The organism is Caballeronia sp. dw_19 (assembly GCF_018449515.1).
Taxonomy (GTDB): Bacteria; Pseudomonadota; Gammaproteobacteria; order Burkholderiales; family Burkholderiaceae; genus Caballeronia.
Window position 1 is genome coordinate 19,845 of sequence record NZ_JAAVUQ010000034.1, and the last position, 18,071, is coordinate 37,915.

Here is an 18,071-nt window from a genome sequence, read left to right on the forward strand (position 1 = left end):
GGGAAGAACGACACTAACGATAGAAACAAACGTAACGAACGTAGCGATAACGACACCAGGGTCTACAGGCCGGTAGCCGCGCCGTGAGACTTGGACTCTGACTTAGAGTCAGACTTAGCGTCAGCCTTGGCGGCGAAACCATCGGCGGGACCGTACGCGTCCGGATCAATGCGACGCATTTCCGCTTCGATCCAGCGCTCCACGCGCACGTTGACTTCATCCGGCGTGAGGCCTGTCGTGTCGATCGGACGACCGATCGACATAGTGACTATACCCGCATATTTGAGAAACGATTTCCGCGGCCATACGTGTCCGGCGTTGTGGGCAATCGGGACGACCGGTGCGCCCGCCGCGCACGCGAAACGCGCACCGCCTGACTTGTACTTGCCCTGCTGGCCCACGCGTGTACGCGTGCCTTCCGGAAACATGATGACCCACGCTCCCTCGGCCATGCGCTCGCGCCCTTGCCGCGCCACCGATGCAAACGCATCCTTGCCCTGACGCCGGTCGATATGAACCATCTTCAGCATGCCCATGGTCCAGCCGAAAAACGGTACAAACAGCAACTCACGCTTGAACACATAGCAGAGCGGCCGTGGCATCAACGCGGGGAATGCCAGCGTTTCCCAGGCCGACTGATGCTTCGACAACAGCACGGCCGGACCGTCCGGCAGGTTCTCCATGCCTTCGATCCGGTAGCGGATGCCGTTCAGGTATCGCATCACCACGATGCACGACTTGCACCAGTACGCCGCCATCCAGTAACGCTTTTCAGCGCGCATGAACGGGAATACGAGGAAGCACGTACACGCGTACGGCACCGTATAAACGACGAAAAAAACCATCAGCAACAGCGAACGAATGAAGCGCATCGGCTTGAATAAGTCTTATGTGATGTGACGAAAAAAACCAGCTTCAGGTCAGTCAGGTCAGTCTTGATGTGCGGCGAGGAAGTCGAGCGCGAAGGTGCGCAGGTCGTCGTGTACTTTCGTATTCGACGGAAGATTTCCCGCTGCCAGCGTTTTATGCCCCTTGCCGGTCAGCACCAGATGCAGCGCGAAGCCGAGCGCCGCGCCTGCTTGCAGATCGCGCAGCGAGTCGCCGACCACGGGCGTGTCAGCAGGATCGATCTCGAAGCGCTCGATGATCTGCTTCAACATGCCGGGCTTTGGCTTACGGCACTCGCACTCGTCTTCCTGCGTGTGCGGACAGAAAAACACCGCGTCTATCCGGCCACCCACCGCCGCCGCCGCCCGGTTCATCTTTTCGTGCATTGCGTTGAGCGCGGCCATGTCGAACAGACCACGGCCTATACCCGATTGATTCGATGCAATCGCCACGCGGTAACCGGCCTGGTTCAAACGCGCGATTGCTTCCAGGCTGCCGGGAATGGCAACCCATTCATCGGGCGATTTGATGAACGCGTCTGAGTCGACGTTGATCACGCCGTCACGATCGAGAATCACCAGTTTCTTGTTTGCGTTGGTCGGCATGGTGTGGCGCATCAGGTGGCAAGCTTCGAAATGTCCGCGACGCAATTCATCTGCTGATGCAGTGCGCCGAGAAGAGCCAGGCGGTTACTTCGCAGCGCCGGATCTTCCGCGTTCACCATCACGTCGTTGAAGAAGGTATCCACGGCGTCGCGCAACGCGGACAGCGCCGACAGCGCTTCCGTGTAATTGCGCTCGGCCAGTTGTTTTTGCACGCGCGGCGCGACTTGCTCGAGTTGCGCGTACAGCGCCTTTTCGGCCGCTTCTTGAAGCAGCGCTGGCTGCACACTCGACGGCACGGCTTCCGCCGACTTCTTGAGGATATTCGAGATGCGCTTGTTCGCCGCGGCAAGCGATGCGGCTTCCGGCAACGACGCGAATTCGCGCACAGCGTCCAGACGCGCGACGATGTCGTCCAGGCGCGTGGGGTTCAGACTCAGCACAGCGTCGATTTCAATTGCGTTGAAACCACGCTCGCGCAGCACGCCGCGCAACCGGTCCATGAAAAACGCGTAGATGGCGTCGGTTGAATCAACGACTTGCGGCATGCCGGCGAATTGCTTGTGTGCGATACGCAGCAAGTCGAACAGGTCGATGGCAAGGCGTTTTTCCAGCAGGATGCGCAACACGCCGAGCGCGTGACGACGCAGCGCGAACGGATCTTTCTCGCCGGTTGGCTGCAGGCCGATGCCCCAGATGCCGACGAGCGTTTCCAGTTTATCGGCCAAAGCGACGGCGCTGCTCACGCCGTTGGGCGGGGTTTCATCGCCGGAGAAACGCGGCTGATAATGTTCCGAACACGCGAGCGCGACTTCTTCCACCTCGCCGTCGTGGCGCGCGTAGTACGTGCCCATGGTCCCCTGCAATTCCGGGAATTCGCCGACCATGTCGGTGATCAGGTCGGCCTTCGCGAGCAGGGCGGCGCGCTTCGTGACGGTTGCATCCACGCCGATCATGGGCGCGATTTCACCGGCCAGCGCTTCAAGCCGTTGCACGCGTTGCAACTGCGAACCGAGCTTGTTGTGATACACCACGTTCGCGAGCAGCGGCACGCGGTCGGCGAGGCGTTTCTTCTTGTCCTGCTCGAAGAAGAACTTGGCGTCGGCCAGACGCGGACGGACCACGCGTTCGTTGCCTTCCACAATATCGCCCGGCGTCTGCGTGTCGATGTTCGACACAATCAGGAAACGCGAACGCAGCTTGCCGTGATCATCAGTCAGCGCGAAATACTTCTGGTTCGTCTGCATGGTGAGGATCAGGCATTCCTGCGGCACTTGCAGGAACGACTCGTCGAAACGGCACTGATACACGACCGGCCATTCGACCAGCGCATTCACTTCGTCCAGCAACGACTCAGGCATGACCACGCGATCTTCACCCGCGAATGCCAGCAATTGCGTCCGGATGGATTCGCGGCGGTCGTCGAAATTCGCCACGACCTTGCCCTTCGAGCGCAGGGTCTCGGCGTAATCATCGGCGTGCGTGATCGCGACAATCCCTTCCGACATGAAGCGATGCCCCAGCGTGGTGTCGCCGGAGTCGATGCCGAGCGCGCTCACCGGCACGATTCTGCGGCCATGCAACGCGACCAGCCCATGCACCGGCCGCACGAACTGCACGCTGGTGCCGTCGGGGCGTTGATAGGTCATCAGCTTCGGGATTGGCAACTTGCCGAGCGTTTCTTGCAGCGCGGTCTGCAGGCCGTCGGCCAGTGTTGCACCGGGTGCCGCGTAGCGCAGGAAAAACGCTTCGGCCTTGCCGTCCTGGGCGCGTTCGAGGTCGCCGATGGGGAAGTCCGGGAAACCCAGCGCCGCGAGCTTCTTCGCGAGCGGCGCGGTGGGCTGGCCGTCTTTGTCCAGTGCGACGGAAACCGGCAGCACCTTCTCGCGTACCTGCCGTTCCGGCGCGACTGCGCGCACGTTCTTGATGACCACGGCGAGACGTCGCGGCGTGGCGTATTTTTCGAAACTCGCTTCGCCTTCAATCAGGTCGCGCGCGGCAAGCCGCTGCACAATCCCTTCGGCAAACGAGGTGCCCAGGCGCGCGAGCGCTTTCGGCGGAAGTTCTTCGGTCCGCAACTCGACGAGCAGCGATGCAAGGTTGGTTTCAGTCATTGTTATGTCGTGCTCTGGTCAGGCCTGATCGATATTGCGCTCGACCTTCAGCGCCGGCGCCCACGCGGGCTTGGCGGCATCTTGTGCGTCCGTGGTGAGTCCGGCCGCGGCGTGTACTGGGTTGCCCAGCATGGGGAAACCGAGCGCTTCACGCGACTCGTAATACCCCTTTGCGACGGCACGCGACAAATCGCGAATCCGGCCGATATACGCCGCGCGCTCCGTCACCGAAATCGCGCCACGCGCGTCCAGCAAGTTGAACGTGTGACCGGCTTTCAGCACGAGCTCATAGGCGGGCAGCGACAGCTTCGCTTCGATCATCTTCTGTGCTTCGGCTTCGTAGCTCTTGAAGAACGTGAACAGCAGGTCGACGTTCGCGTACTCGAAGTTGTAGGTGGATTGCTCGACTTCGTTCTGGTGATAGACGTCGCCATAGGTCAGGCGACGCAGTTCGCGGCCGTTCGGCGTGTCCTCTTCCCATTCGGTCCACACGAGGTCGTAGACGTTCTCCACTTTCTGCAGATACATGGCGAGCCGTTCGAGACCGTAGGTGATCTCACCGAGCACCGGCTTGCAGTCGATACCACCGACCTGCTGGAAGTAGGTGAACTGCGTCACTTCCATGCCGTTCAACCAGACTTCCCAGCCAAGGCCCCATGCGCCGAGCGTTGGATTTTCCCAGTCGTCTTCCACGAAACGCACGTCGTTCTGCTTCAGGTCGAAGCCGAGCGCCTCAAGCGAGCCGAGATACAGGTCCAGGATGTTTTCGGGCGCGGGTTTCAGCACCACTTGATACTGGTAGTAGTGCTGCAGGCGGTTCGGGTTGTCGCCGTAACGGCCGTCCTTCGGACGCCGGGACGGCTGGACATACGCCGCGCGCCACGGTTCCGGGCCTATGGCGCGCAGGAACGTGTGAACGTGCGAGGTACCCGCGCCGACTTCCATGTCGATCGGCTGGAGAAGCGCGCAACCCTTGTTGTCCCAATAGGATTGCAGCGTCAGGATGATTTGCTGAAAAGTGAGCATGAATGCCTTTGAAGCGTGCCTTCGAAGCTTGGGGCCGGTGGGCCGGCGCGTGGTCGAAGCGGACCGGAAAAATGCACCGGCCGGAGGGCTAAAACGTTGAATTTTAGCGGGAATGAGGGGCTTGTGCGACTTTCCGGGGATGACCGGCGGACTCATCGGCCATTCGGCCGGTAAAAACGGGGATTATCCGCCGAGCCGTTTCGTCATCGGCACACAATCCATGGTCAGGCCGCGTGGCGAATGGTACGGCGCGATTTCATCGCCTTGGAAACCGAGCGCGCGATAAAACGCCGCGGCGTTCAGTGTGGAGTCGAGCTTGAGTTCGCGGAGTCCTTCCGAGCGGGCGAGCGTTTCAAGGTGACGCATCATTGCCGCACCGATGCCGCGTTTCATATACGCCGGATGGACAAAAATCGCATCGATTTTGCCGGTCGCGAGGTTGATCATGCCGGTGCCCGCCACGTGCTCGTCAATGGTGGCCACGAGGAAACGCGCTTCGACGGCATCGGCGAATGCTGCCGAGGTCGTACCGCCCGTCCATTCTTCGAGCTGATCCAGCGGATACGCGCCCGCGCATTCATTCATCACGGCGGCGCGGCGGATGTCCCACGCGGCGTCCGCGTCTGCCCGCACTGCTTTGCGGATAATGAACCGGGCGGGTTCAGGATTTTCCGATGCCATTGTCGTCAGGTTTGTTGCGCCCATTCCTGCCCGGCGCGAACGCAAATCCGAATGCCAGCAACAACAGCGACACCAGGATCACGGTCATGTTGCCGCTCGTGACATACGGCGTACGGCCGGATGTGCCCTGCACGATGGCATCAAGAGAACCGACTGTGTACACGGGCAACCGTCCTACTACAGCGCCATTCGCCGCGATCACCGCGGTGATGCCCGTGTTGGTCGAGCGCAGCATTGGACGGCCGGTTTCGATCGAACGCATGCGGGCCATTTGCAAATGCTGATCCAGCGCAATGGTGTTGCCGAACCACGCAAGATTCGTCGAATTCACCAGAATGCCCGCGGGCGCTTCCTGTTCGCGAATCGTCCGCGCAATCTCTTCACCGAAAATATCTTCGTAGCAGATATCGACGGCAATCGGCTGGTTGTGTACGAAGAACGATTTCTGCACCGGCGGCCCGCGCCCGAGATCGCCGAGCGGAATGCCCATGAGCGCCACGAACCAGTGGAAACCCGTCGGCACGAATTCGCCGAATGGCACGAGATGATGTTTGTCATAGCGGTACACGTCCCGCTGATTCGGCGTGATGCCGAACAGGCTGTTCGTGTAGCCGGTTACGCGGCCTTCCGAAGCCGTCACGCCGATAGCGCCAAACAGAATGGAGGAGTTGGTTGTATCGGAGAAAGTGCGCAGCGCAAGCGCCAAATCCGGCGGCACCTGGACGGCAAGAATGGGCAACGCGGTTTCCGGCGTGACAATAAGATCCGCAGGCTTCTCGGTGATCAGCTTTTTATACAGCGCCAGCGATTGATCAACGCCGTCCTGCTCGAACTTCATCTCCTGCTTGACGTTGCCTTGCAGCAGCCTGACGGTAAGCGGCGCGTTTGCCGGGATCGTCCATTCGACCAGCGACAACAACATGCCGGACGCAAGCAACACCACCGCCACGATGAACGGCGCAAGTCGCGCAGCCTTCGACGTTTCAGCCGCTGAGTGGCGCCGAAAGCCATAGAACCCCTGCACGAGCAGCGCCGCCACAAGCCCAAGCACCCAGCCCACGCCATACACGCCCGCGACCGATCCGAACCCCGCCAGGGGGCCATCGACTTGCGCATACCCGCTCGCAAGCCACGGGAAGCCGGTGAACACAAGGCCGCGCAACCATTCGCCCAGCGCCCACGCGCTCGCAAAGGCAAACGCGCCGTGCCAGGTCGGCACGAAGCGCGGTTCATCGGCTGGCACGGTAGCAGAGGAGCCCGTGTCGTCCTCATTGTCTCCATATCGCGCACGACCCGCGCACAGCGACCAGACCACGCCCGCCAACGCCGGATAGATCGCGAGATACATGCAGAACAACGCGACGGCCGCAGCCGCCAGCGGCGCCGCCATGCCGCCGTAGTCGTGCATGCTGACATACAGCCACCACACACCCGTCACGAAGTTGCCGAATCCAAATGCCCAGCCCGTCAACGCCGCGCTTTTCCAGCCATTGGTGCGCGTAAGCCACGCGAAGAACAGCGTGAAAATCACCAGTTCGACCCAGCCGCCGTGCGGCGTAGGTGCGAACGACAGCGTATTCGCGGCGCCCAGCACGGCCGCGACGAGGTAATGCCAGAACGGCAAGGACTGAGCCGTGCCGGCGCGTTTTTCAGCGGGTATCGGCTGAGAGCCGCGCCGTGAGGTAACAGGAGACGAAGAGTCGGCCATGGATTACGGGTCGGCAGAAAGTAAGCGAATGACAGAGCGTGACCGGCGCTCGTCATGTCACGAAAAAGGCGCAAAACGCCTGCATAGCCGACACACCACCGGCCACTGACGCGTAGTGTGAACAATCAGTGGTACAGGCTTGAGCAGGTCAGTGCCGCTCAGTGTGTGTGGCGTTCCGACGCGTTCTCTATTTTGATCAAGCGAAAGTAATCGCGTTCAATCGCGTTCAATCGCGTTCGTCGTCGTGGTCGCGCCGCGAATTCCCGTCGAGCAGGTTCGTATTCGGCGCGCGCCGTACGCGCAGCACGTGGATCTGGCGAGCGTCGCCGCGCAGAATCTCGAACACGAACTCGTCAATCCGCACCTTCTCCCCACGATGCGGCACACGTCCGAACCGGTGCGTGACCAGCCCGCCGATGGTGTCGACTTCGTCGTCGGAGTAATGGGTGCCGAACTGCTCGTTGAACTGCTCGATGCCAGTCAGCGCACGCACACGATGCGCGCCATCCGGCGTCGCAATGATGTTGCCGGCTTCTTCGTCGAAGTCGTACTCGTCTTCAATGTCGCCAACAATCTGTTCCAGCACGTCTTCAATCGTGATCAGTCCCGCCACGCCGCCGTATTCATCGACGACGATGGCAATGTGATTCCGGTTCACGCGGAAATCGTGCAGCAAGACGTTCAGGCGTTTCGATTCGGGGATGAACACGGCGGGGCGAAGCATGCCGCGCACATCGAATTCTTCTTCGTGGTAATAGCGCAGCAAGTCTTTTGCAAGCAGCACGCCGATCACATTGTCACGGTTGCTTTCGAATACCGGATAGCGCGAGTGCGCTTTTTCGAGCATGAACGGAATGAACTGCTCGGGCGTTTCGGCAATGTTGATGGCGTCCATCTGGGCACGCGGAATCATGATGTCGCGCGCGCAGAGTTCGGACACCTGGAACACGCCTTCGATCATGGAGAGCGAATCCGCGTCGAGCAGATTGCGTTCGTGGGCGTCCTGAAGGACTTCCAGCAATTCGTCGCGCGATTCAGGTTCGTGCGAGATGAAATCGGTCAGGCGCTCAAGCAGCGTGCGCTTTTCCGGCGGTTTGTCGGTGTGTCGTCGACTGGGATAGGCGTCGTTCATAGTGGGGCGCCCGGAGTGTTCCGGACGCGAAATTACGGAGCGTTAAGAATACACCAAGGAAAATTCGCGCCAGTTCAAGCGGGCACGAAGACGTTCAAATCTCGTAGAAACATCGTAACTGATAAATATCGGCTGAGTATGTCGAGCCGGTGACGTTGGCCGATTGGTCGCAGTTGAGCATATTACTGAGCATTCTCAGCAGGTTCATGCGTACCTTCATGCGTACCTCTAACGTGTCCCGTCACATTCATTCCTGCGACGAATTCACGGAATTCACATTCTGGCAGCGCTGCAACAGCGCTTCGAGCTGCCGGTCGGGCATGCCGCATTCACGTAGTGCGGCAACCGTGCGGCTGACGTAATCGAGCGTAGTGCCGTATCGGCCGGTGGCGCAGCCGAGCACGTGGCGCACCATCGGGTCTGCCAGCTTGCCGGCGTAGGTGGAGGCCTCACGTCGCATCACGAACGCCAGCGCGTCGACACGGCGGCCGTCGACCAGCGTGCATGGCAACCAGGCCACGCGGTACGAATTCATCGCCATTTCGCGTCGCCACAGCACGTCAAGGTGCGGCTCCGCGCCAACGGCGGCAAGCCGGAACGCCATGCCCGTGCATGAACCGCCGCGATCCAGCGCCAGTACAAGCCCAGGCTGCTCGGGCGTGCCGCGATTCACGCGCGACCACAAATACAGTCCACGATGATAACCGTGCACCTTGCTGCGCACCGTTTCCACGGCGGGCAAGCCTGGATTCCAGATCAGCGAGCCATAGCCGAACAGCCAGAGATCCGTCTTGCGATCCCAGTGCGCCAACGCTTTTTCACGCGACGCCGCAAGTTCTTCATCGGTGAGAAGACGCGACTCCTCGAACACCGGCGGATAGTCGTCGGGAGTCTGCGCAGGCAATTCCTTCAGCAGTTCGGGGAGCGGGGAAGGGTCGTCAGTCACGGCTTAGTTGGGCGGCAGCGGCAAGTAAGGATCGGTGAAACCCAGCTTTTGCATGATGCCGGTTTCGATCGATTCCATTTCCTCCGCTTCCGCCGAATCTTCATGATCGTAGCCCTGAGCGTGCAGCGTACCGTGCACGATCAGATGCGCGTAATGCGCGGCGAGCGGCTTGTTCTGCTCGCGCGCCTCGCGTTCCACTACAGGACAGCACAGCACCAGGTCGCCCGTGACCGGATCGTCTTCCGATTCGGCGTACGCGAACGTCAGCACGTTAGTGGCGTAGTCCTTCGTCCGATAAGACCGGTTCAGCGTCCGGCCTTCCTCGGTATCGACGAAACGCACGGTCAGTTCCGCGTCCGCGAACAGCGACGCCTTGATCCAGCTGGCGACGGTTGCGCGCGGCAACAGCGCCTTGTGTTCAGGGAAGGCTTTGGCGGCGGGAAACTGCAGCGTCAAGGCAAGTTTGGGCATGCTTATTCAGAGCGATATTTTGCGGCGGCAATCGCGGCCGCCGCGGCATCACGGTCCGACTGCGCGTCGTACGCTTCCACAATGCGCGCCACCAGCGGATGGCGCACCACGTCCACGCTGGTGAACTTCGTCATCGCGATACCGCGCACATCAGCCAGTATGTGTTGCGCTTCGATCAGCCCGCTCCTGTGCCCGCGCGGCAAATCGACCTGCGTGGTGTCGCCGGTGACAACGGCCTTCGACCCGAAACCAATTCGCGTCAGGAACATTTTCATCTGCTCGGGCGTGGTGTTCTGCGCTTCGTCCAGGATGATGAACGCGTGATTCAGCGTCCGGCCGCGCATGTACGCGAGCGGCGCGATTTCGATCATCTGGCGCTCGAACATTTTCGCGGTTTTATCGAAGCCGAGCAGGTCGTAGAGCGCGTCGTAAAGCGGCCGCAGATACGGGTCCACTTTCTGCGCGAGATCGCCCGGCAGGAAACCCAGCCGCTCGCCGGCTTCTACGGCAGGACGCGTCAGCACAATGCGCTTCACCTGATCGCGTTCGAGCGAATCCACCGCGCACGCGACCGCGAGATAGGTCTTGCCCGTACCCGCCGGGCCGATGCCAAACGTCACATCGTGCGCAATGATCTGCTTCAGGTATTCACGCTGCATTGGCGTGCGGCCGCGTAGATCGGCGCGTCGCGTGTACAACTTTGGCCCTGGATCTTCCTCGTCGCCCAGGTCGATGGTCACGTTGGGCTCATCGAACGGATGATCGGGGTCGCCGCGAAAACGTGGATCGACAGGGTCGGAATTGAGATTGTTCGAAGGCTTATTGACGTTCAACCCGCGCCTCGCCGCATTGCGCGCTTCGACCAGCGCCAACTGGATATCGTCCACCGACAACGTGTCCTTCGCGCGATTGTAGAAATTCTCGAGCGCCGCCAGCGCAACCTTCGCGCCGCGCCCGCGGATGGTGATCTTGTGTCCGCGACGCGTGAGCGTCACGTCGAGCGCCTGCTCGATCTGCCGCAAGTTTTCGTCGAGCGGGCCACAGAGGTTGGCGAGCCGCGCGTTGTCTTCGCGCGGTGCGGTGAATTCCATATGCTGCTGAGCGGTCTTCAAGGCGAGAGTCGGGTTCCTGTCGAAGCTGCAGTTAATGAGGCCAATAAAGGGGCAACTTAGTGAGTCGTAGCGGGCGTCATAATCAGCTCGCCGCGCAACGAATGCGGATACGCCACGTTGATTTCCACATCGACCATCTGGCCGATCAGCCGTTTGTGTGACGAGATCGGCGCCGGGAAATTCACCACGCGATTATTCTCCGTGCGCCCGGCGAGTTCGCTCGGGTCCTTGCGTGACGGGCCTTCCACCAGAATGCGCTGCACCGAGCCCAGCATGGCGTTGCTGATCTTCGCCACGTTCGCCTCGATGGTCGCCTGCAAATGTTGCAAACGCTTGAGCTTCACTTCGCGTGGGGTGTCGTCGTGCAGGTTTGCCGCGGGCGTGCCGGGACGCGGGCTGTAGATGAACGAGAAACTGGTGTCGTAACTCATTTCGTCGATAAGCTTCATCATCTTCTGGAAGTCATCTTCCGTCTCGCCGGGGAACCCGACAATCATGTCCGTGGACAGCGACAAATCCGGACGAATCGCGCGCAATTTGCGGATCACGGACTTGTATTCGAGCACGGTATAACCGCGTTTCATGGCCATCAGGATGCGATCGGAACCATGCTGCACCGGCAAGTGCAAGTGGCTCACGAGCTTGGGCACTTTCGCGTAGGTGTCGATCAGGCGCTGCGTGAATTCCTTCGGATGCGACGTGGTATAGCGAATCCGTTCGATGCCCGGGATTTCGGCCACGTATTCGATCAACGTAGCGAAATCCGCAATGTCCGTGGAATGCTGTGTCACCGGTCCACGATACGCATTCACGTTCTGACCCAGCATGGTGACTTCGCGCACGCCCTGGTCGGCGAGGCCGGCAATTTCGGTCAGCACGTCGTCCAGCGGCCGCGATACTTCTTCGCCGCGCGTGTAGGGCACCACGCAATAGCTGCAGTACTTGCTGCAACCTTCCATGATCGATACAAACGCGCTCGGGCCATCAACGCGAGCCGGCGGCAGATGATCGAACTTTTCGATTTCCGGAAACGAGATATCAACTTGCGCGCGGCCGCTGGAACGCCGTTTCGCGATCATTTCGGGCAGGCGGTGCAAAGTCTGCGGGCCGAATACCAGGTCCACGTACGGCGCACGGGACACAATAGCCGCGCCTTCCTGGCTTGCCACGCAACCGCCCACGCCAATGATCAGGTTTGGGTTCGCTTCCTTCAACTCGCGCACGCGGCCAAGGTCCGAGAAAACCTTTTCCTGCGCTTTTTCGCGCACTGAACACGTGTTGAAGAGAATGACGTCCGCGTCTTCCGGCGTATCCGTCTGGGTGAGGCCATGGGCTGCTCCGAGCACGTCGACCATTTTGTCGGAGTCGTACTCGTTCATCTGGCAGCCAAAGGTCTTTACATATACTTTCTTGGTCATGAATTTCGCCGGTCGCAGTGATTAGTCTGGGGGCGCGGTTTTTAATGCGTTGAAGGGACTTACCTATTTCGTTCGTCGGCTTTTGCGCTCGCTTTTAGCCCTGCTTTAGCCCGATTTCGCCTGAAATGGCCGAAATTCGGACGCCGCGTAGCTCGACGCTTAACTTAATATTATAGCGTCCGCTCGACTTCGTGACCCTGCTGGCCGGGCGGGTAGGCCAAGTCGCCAAGCAATTCCGCCGTCGCCCGGGCGAAGCGTTCGATCAGGAAATCCAGCAGCACGCGCACCCGCGGCGCCATATACCGGTTGCCGTGGAACACCGCGTGAACCGCCGCTTCGTTCGAACACCAGTCTGCCAGCAAAATTTTCAGCGCGCCGGAGCGGACGTCGGCGGCTATATCCCAGATTGATTTGTGCGCAATACCCTGGCCAGCCAGCGCCCAGGCCCGCGAGAGCGCGCCGTCGTTCGTTTCCCAGGCTTCGTCGAGGGGCACGGTGTGGGTGAAACGCTCGTCGCCGCGGACGAACTGGAACTGATTGAACGTAGCCGTCGATGTCACCAGCACCGTGAACGTATGCGCGCTGAGATCGGCGGGCATTTTCGGTTCGCCGTGCCGCGCCAGATAGTCCGGCGATGCGCACAGCACACGCCGGTTCGGCGCCAGCCGCCGCGCGACCAGATTGCCCTCGGGCGGTTGGTTGAAGCGGATCGCCAGATCAATATCTTCCAGCAGCAGATTCGACACCGAATCCGACAGCGTCAGCGAAAAACTCACATCCGGATGCAGGCGGCTGAATTCATCGAGCCAATGGCACAGCAGGTTGCGGCCGAAATCCGATGTGGCCGAGATCCGCACTTTGCCGCGTACGAGATTCTGGCCGGCGTGCAGCGCGGCTTCGCCGTCCTCGATAGCCTGCAGCGCAATCCGACAATGCTGCAAATAAAGCCGGCCTTCGTCGGTGAGCCTGAGCTGGCGGGTGGTGCGCTCGAACAGCCGTGCGGTGAGGGATTTCTCCAGTTTGAGCAGCCGGGCGCTGGCCGCCGCCGGCGATAAACCCAGCTTGCGCCCCGCCGCCGACAAGCTGCCGAGCGCTGCCGCTTCGGTAAACAGGCGCATATCGCCGAGTCGATCCATCGTCATTCTCAATTTACTTTTGATAATGCTTCAAATGCTACGCCAATTATCAAAATGTCTCTTCGCGCGCAGAATTTGGTGCGTTGCAGCGTGTGAAGCTGGAAATCATGCCGCCTGAAGTGTCTAAACCTGCCCTGATGAAACTCGATCACGTCACCATCGTCGCGCCCGATTGCGAGCCGATCCGCCATTTTCTCGTCGATATAGCCGGCATGAAAGTCGGTCCGCGCCCGCCGTTCGGCATAGGCGGGTACTGGCTTTATCTCGACGACGTGCCGGCCGTGCATCTGATCGAGAACGGCTCGGTGCTGGCGTCGCCCACCGGTGGCCGGGCGGCGACGCGCATCGATCATCTCGCGTTGCGCGTGCAAGGCGCGGCCGAATGGCAGGCGTTGCTCGCGCGTCTGCACGAACACGCGATTCCGTTTTCCGAAGCCGACGTTCCGCTCGCCCGCGAACAGCAAGTGTTCGTGCAGCTTGCGCCAGGCGTGGTCATCGAATTCGTGACGTCGGTTTCCTCACCATCGTCACCATCCTCACCCTCCGCATTCTCAAACTAAGGGGATTTCCATGCCTATTCCACTTCTGGCGCTCGCGATCAGCGCGTTTGCCATCGGTACAACCGAGTTCGTGATCATGGGGCTGCTGCCCGACGTGGCCCGCGATCTGGCTGTATCGATTCCATCGGCGGGTTTTCTCGTCACGGGCTACGCGCTGGGCGTAGCCGTCGGCGCGCCGCTGCTCGCCGTACTGACCGCAAAAATGCCGCGCAAACTCGCGCTGCAATTGCTGATGGGCGTGTTTATCGTCGGCAATGTGCTGTGCGCCGTTGCCCCCGGTTATTCGATGCTCATGGTTGCCCGCGTGGTGACGTCGTTCGCGCACGGCTCGTTTTTCGGCATTGGCGCAGTGGTCGCGGCGTCGCTGGTTCCCGCTGAAAAGCGCGCGAGCGCGATTGCGCTGATGTTCACCGGGCTCACGCTCGCGAACGTGCTCGGCGTGCCGTTCGGGACGTTTATCGGACAGGAGTTCGGCTGGCGCTCGACGTTCTGGGTCGTGGCGGCGCTCGGCGTGCTGTCGCTGATCGGCGTGGCCGCGCTCGTGCCGAACAAGCACGATTCGGGACCGTCGAACCTGGGCCACGAACTGCGCGTGCTGAAGGAGCCTCAAGTCTGGCTCGCGCTGGCAATGACGGTGCTCGGCTTCGGCGGCGTGTTCGTGGTCTTCACCTACATCGCGCCGATCCTCGAACAGGTCAGCGGATTTTCGCCACACGGCGTCACGTTGGTGCTCGTGCTGTTCGGCGTCGGATTGACGATCGGCAACACGATCGGCGGCAAGCTGGCCGACCGGGCGCTGATGCCGTCGCTGATGGGCATTCTCGTCGCGCTGGCCATCATCATGGCGGTGTTCGCGAAGACCAGCCACAACCAGACGCTGGCGGCTATCACGATCTTTATCTGGGGCATCGCCGCGTTCGCTACCGTACCGCCGCTGCAAACTCGCGTGGTCGAGAAGGCGAAACACGCGCCGAATCTGGCGTCGACGCTGAATATCGGTGCGTTCAACCTGGGCAATGCGGGCGGCGCGTGGCTCGGCGGTGTGGTGCTGCAGCAAGGACATCCCCTTGATTCGCTGCCGTGGGTGGCGGCCGTAGTCGCCGTGGTCGCGCTCGGCGTGACGTGGTACGCGGCCCGGCTCGATCGCGGCGGTCAGGGAGCGAGCGCGGGTGCGGTGGATGCGGTTTGAATCCGTGGGGCGTGTGGGATGGGGGAATACGCGCGTTGATTCAGCGTGCGGCATGGGAAGGTACGCGCGCCGATCCGCCCTGCGCGATAGGGCGGCCCCCACGCCGATCTAGCCGGATATTGACCCGGCGTCCTCAACCGACTAGCGTGTCGTGCGAGCCGCATCCGCGGCTTCTCGCTTCATCACGCTTTTCGACCGAGGTTTTATGGAAGACATCACGCTGCGCCAATGCCTGAAGGGCGCATGGCGCGACGCCGCCTCCGCCGTGCGGCACATGCCGATCGTATTTCTAGTGGCGTTCGTAGCCGTGCTCGCGACGGCAACCGCCGGCTATACGGCGCAATTTCCCGGCATGGCGGAATCGGGCGGTTCGCTCACTGCGATGACCGGCAGCAGCGCCGGTCATGCCGCCGGGTTCGGACAGGCGCTGGTTTCTCTTGGCGTCACGTTTGTACAGACATTGATACTCGCGGTGCTGGCCGTGTTCGTGGTCCGCTTCGCGATGAAACTGAGCGCAGAGTCCGCCGAAGCTTCCGCCACCTCCGCGCCTGTACTGCCGGCGACGCGTCTCTGGGACGCCGGTATCCGGCGCTACTTCCTGCTTTGCATCGCGCTGGTTGCGGGTTACGTGGGGGCGACGCTCGCGGTCGTAATCGTGTGGATCGGGTTGCGGCTGGCGGGATTGTCCAGCGGCACATCGATGGCCGCGACCGCCACGCTCGCTGTGCTGGCCGTGTGCGGCGTGAGTTATGTGTCGGCGCGGCTTTCCTTGCTGTTTCCGCACACTGCCGCCGGTGGCCGGATTCAATGGCGCGCCGCCTGGGAGGACACGCGCGGGCACTTCTGGTTTATCACGACGGCGGCCGTGCTCGCGATCCTGCCTATCATTTGTATTGCGACGGTGTTGACGGTGATCGCAGAAATGCTGGCGACGGCAGGGTCCATCGGCAGCCTGACGATGGGTTTGATGGTCGTGCAAAGCGTGGGCACGCTGCTTTATACGGCAACGGGCGCAACCTGCTCGGTCTGGCTGTACAGGAAGTTCGCGTCGATTTTGAGAGCGGAATCTGTGTGATTTTGTGGTGGCGGCGTTTGTTTCTCCACGTTTGCATGACAGCGGTTTGAAACGCGTGAACGGGCGCTGCGGTGGCTGAGTTGCTCTTTTGCCGGACGCGATTGTTTCCAGCTTTGCCACGATGCCCAAACGCAAAACGCGGCCCTTCAGTTGAGAGGGCCGCGTTTTTTCAGTGCTCTCGATACTCCGTCGAACGGAGCCTCCCGCCGTTAAACCGTTTCTTCCGCCGGTTCGCGCGCGGCGGCGAGCGCCATGCGGAAATCGGCGAGTTCCGCGATGGTCAGCACCGGAATGTTGCGCTCCTTAACAAATGCATCGATCTGCGCACCGCGCGCCATCGTGCCGTCCGGATTCATCAGTTCGCATAGCACGCCAGCCGGCTTCAACCCGGCGAGGATCGTCAGATCGACGGTTCCTTCCGTATGACCCCGCCGGGTCAGCACGCCGCCCGGCTGCGCGCGCAGCGGGAACACATGGCCGGGACTTACGATGTCGCCAGCCTTGACGTTGTCGGCAATGGCGGCGCGGATCGTGGTCAACCGGTCAACGGCTGATACGCCCGTCGTCACGCCCTCGCGTGCTTCTATAGACACCGTGAATGCCGTGCCGTATTTGCTGCCGTTGGCGGCGACCATCGGCGGCAGGTGGAGCGCGCGAACGGTCTCGTCCGGGAGGCACAGGCACACGATGCCGCTGCACTCGCGGATCATCAGCGCCATGCCTTCGGCGTCGAGTTTTTCAGCGGCGTAAATGAGGTCGGCTTCGTTCTCGCGATCGTCGTCATCGAGCAGGGCGACCGCGCGGCCTTCGCGCAACGCTTGCAGGGCCGCGGCAATTCGGGGAGGGATGACAACGAAAGCGTCGCCTGCGCGAAGTTGCGCAAGATCAGCAAAGGCGGTGGCGGGGGAGGTGAAGCTGGACACTGAGTCGAACATGGGTGAAACGCTCTCGCAAAAGAAATGGGGCGAAAAACGTTTCAGGGCATTGCAAACAGACAGAACGACACGCGTTTTCAGCGCCGTCAATCGACAGCGCCCGTTCAACGCGGACACAAGAACGCCGCGGCAAACACGCGAAACGGACATGACCGTCTGCACATCTTCTCTCATCCGGACTGTGACCGTCGGCTCTGGCATCTCACCAGATCTGCTGACCCCGTTACGTGGCTCGCAATGACTTGCAAGCTGCGTTCACGGGCGCTCGCGGGCTCGCGGGAGGCTTTCAGCCACTCGCATACCGCCGGTGGGGAATTGCACCCCGCCCTGAAGACGTACTGACTTGTCGCTAAACACTTAACAACGCGACTAATTTCAGGATACAACAGACCAGCCGATGTTGCAGTACTGCATGTTTATAGCTTGGACGGAAGCGCGCCTAGCTGGCATCGTCGATACGACGTGAATCGGCCGGAACATGCCAGCGCGGCGGCGTTTCCGCGTTCACCGTGACCTGATAAGCGCGTGCTTCCGTGTTGCCGGGATTACGCAGCGTGTGGGGCTGATCGGCGTCGAACACAATGGCGTCGCCCGTGGCCAGCAACTGCGCCCGGTCATGCACGCGGATTTCCAGCGTGCCGTCGCTTACAACCAGATTGATCGTGGTGCCGGGCGGGTGCGGACTGCCGGATTCGGCGTGCAGCGGCGCAATGCGCAGTTCGTGGAATTCCGCCGATGCCGGCGCGCTCAGCGGAAACAGCGGCCGTGCCGAAAAGCGTCCATTCGATGTCACGAGGCGCGTTGCCTGCTCGGCCGGCAAATATTCGATGCCATTGGTCGCGTGGCGTCGAAGGAACGCCGCCACCGACACCTTGAGCGCGCTCGCGATCTTGTGGAGCACCTTGATGGACGGCACGCTCCGCCCGGATTCGATCTGTGCCAGCATGGCCCGTGATACGCCCGACGCGCGAGCGAGGGCATCGAGCGAAAGCTGGCGTTCGGCGCGCAGCCGCGCCAGGTTCACGCCAACGAGATATTCGAGCGCGTCGTTCGCTTCCTGCGCGTCGGTGTTATGCGT

16 protein-coding genes, 1 pseudogene and 1 riboswitch are annotated in these 18,071 nt (G+C 61.3%); of the genes and pseudogenes, 3 read left to right on the forward strand and 14 right to left on the reverse strand.

All coding sequences use genetic code 11. The annotated features are described in order from the left end of the window. Positions 1-62 precede the first annotated feature (62 nt). The 12 genes from HB376_RS31530 to HB376_RS31585 all read right to left on the reverse strand — a co-directional run bounded on the left by HB376_RS31530 (position 63) and on the right by HB376_RS31585 (position 13,240). The gene (locus tag HB376_RS31530; protein ID WP_213767592.1) at positions 63-872 is read right to left on the reverse strand and encodes a lysophospholipid acyltransferase family protein; all 810 of its coding nucleotides are present in this window, start codon (positions 870-872) and stop codon (positions 63-65) included. A 57-nt stretch (positions 873-929) separates the two neighbouring features. Further along, positions 930-1,493 (reverse strand): D-glycero-beta-D-manno-heptose 1,7-bisphosphate 7-phosphatase, encoded by a 564-nt coding sequence (gmhB, locus tag HB376_RS31535; RefSeq protein ID WP_213767593.1) that lies wholly within the window; start codon positions 1,491-1,493, stop codon positions 930-932. Positions 1,494-1,504: 11 nt separating this feature from the next. Further along, on the reverse strand, positions 1,505-3,604 hold the full coding sequence (gene glyS, locus HB376_RS31540; RefSeq protein WP_213767594.1) for a glycine--tRNA ligase subunit beta: 2,100 nt from the start codon (positions 3,602-3,604) through the stop codon (positions 1,505-1,507). An 18-nt stretch (positions 3,605-3,622) separates the two neighbouring features. Then, the gene (gene glyQ, locus HB376_RS31545) at positions 3,623-4,630 is read right to left on the reverse strand and encodes a glycine--tRNA ligase subunit alpha (protein ID WP_213767595.1); all 1,008 of its coding nucleotides are present in this window, start codon (positions 4,628-4,630) and stop codon (positions 3,623-3,625) included. 183 nt (positions 4,631-4,813) lie between these two features. Beyond that, positions 4,814-5,311, reverse strand: coding sequence for a GNAT family N-acetyltransferase (locus HB376_RS31550; protein ID WP_213767596.1), 498 nt, complete (start codon positions 5,309-5,311; stop codon positions 4,814-4,816). Next, positions 5,292-7,019, reverse strand: coding sequence for an apolipoprotein N-acyltransferase (lnt, locus tag HB376_RS31555; protein ID WP_213767597.1), 1,728 nt, complete (start codon positions 7,017-7,019; stop codon positions 5,292-5,294). Before lnt ends, HB376_RS31550 begins: the two co-directional genes overlap by 20 nt. A gap of 226 nt (positions 7,020-7,245) precedes the next feature. Beyond that, positions 7,246-8,151: a transporter associated domain-containing protein gene (locus HB376_RS31560; protein ID WP_213767598.1), complete on the reverse strand. Its 906-nt coding sequence runs from the start codon at positions 8,149-8,151 to the stop codon at positions 7,246-7,248. Between the two features lie 247 nt (positions 8,152-8,398). Further along, on the reverse strand, positions 8,399-9,067 hold the full coding sequence (locus tag HB376_RS31565; RefSeq protein WP_213767640.1) for a gamma-glutamylcyclotransferase: 669 nt from the start codon (positions 9,065-9,067) through the stop codon (positions 8,399-8,401). 33 nt (positions 9,068-9,100) lie between these two features. Next, on the reverse strand, positions 9,101-9,574 hold the full coding sequence (gene ybeY, locus HB376_RS31570) for an rRNA maturation RNase YbeY (protein ID WP_213767641.1): 474 nt from the start codon (positions 9,572-9,574) through the stop codon (positions 9,101-9,103). After that, positions 9,571-10,680 carry a PhoH family protein gene (locus HB376_RS31575; protein ID WP_213767599.1) on the reverse strand — a complete coding sequence of 370 codons (1,110 nt, stop codon included), beginning with the start codon at positions 10,678-10,680 and terminating at the stop codon, positions 9,571-9,573. Before HB376_RS31575 ends, ybeY begins: the two co-directional genes overlap by 4 nt. Positions 10,681-10,736: 56 nt before the next feature. Beyond that, positions 10,737-12,098 (reverse strand): tRNA (N6-isopentenyl adenosine(37)-C2)-methylthiotransferase MiaB, encoded by a 1,362-nt coding sequence (gene miaB, locus HB376_RS31580; RefSeq protein WP_213767600.1) that lies wholly within the window; start codon positions 12,096-12,098, stop codon positions 10,737-10,739. A gap of 170 nt (positions 12,099-12,268) precedes the next feature. Next, a complete protein-coding gene (locus tag HB376_RS31585) occupies positions 12,269-13,240 on the reverse strand; it encodes a LysR family transcriptional regulator (RefSeq protein ID WP_213767601.1) in 972 nt (323 codons plus the stop codon). A gap of 113 nt (positions 13,241-13,353) precedes the next feature. Here HB376_RS31585 and HB376_RS31590 point away from each other — a divergent pair, with 113 nt between their 5' ends. The 3 genes from HB376_RS31590 to HB376_RS31600 all read left to right on the forward strand — a co-directional run bounded on the left by HB376_RS31590 (position 13,354) and on the right by HB376_RS31600 (position 16,058). Then, positions 13,354-13,794, forward strand: a complete 441-nt coding sequence (locus tag HB376_RS31590) for an extradiol dioxygenase (protein ID WP_346730615.1) — start codon at positions 13,354-13,356, stop codon at positions 13,792-13,794. A gap of 10 nt (positions 13,795-13,804) precedes the next feature. Beyond that, positions 13,805-14,983, forward strand: a complete 1,179-nt coding sequence (locus tag HB376_RS31595) for an MFS transporter (protein ID WP_213767602.1) — start codon at positions 13,805-13,807, stop codon at positions 14,981-14,983. Positions 14,984-15,188: 205 nt separating this feature from the next. After that, positions 15,189-16,058, forward strand: a complete 870-nt coding sequence (locus tag HB376_RS31600; protein ID WP_213767603.1) for a hypothetical protein — start codon at positions 15,189-15,191, stop codon at positions 16,056-16,058. Between the two features lie 209 nt (positions 16,059-16,267). Here the strand turns inward: HB376_RS31600 and ribB are convergent, their stop codons facing one another. Together ribB and HB376_RS31610 are read right to left on the reverse strand one after the other, a co-directional pair. After that, positions 16,268-16,993, reverse strand: a complete 726-nt coding sequence (gene ribB, locus HB376_RS31605; protein ID WP_213767604.1) for a 3,4-dihydroxy-2-butanone-4-phosphate synthase — start codon at positions 16,991-16,993, stop codon at positions 16,268-16,270. 158 nt (positions 16,994-17,151) lie between these two features. Next, a riboswitch (FMN riboswitch) is annotated at positions 17,152-17,332 on the reverse strand. A 100-nt stretch (positions 17,333-17,432) separates the two neighbouring features. Next, positions 17,433-18,041, reverse strand: a pseudogene (locus HB376_RS31610) (XRE family transcriptional regulator); the annotation flags it as partial. Positions 18,042-18,071 lie beyond the last annotated feature (30 nt).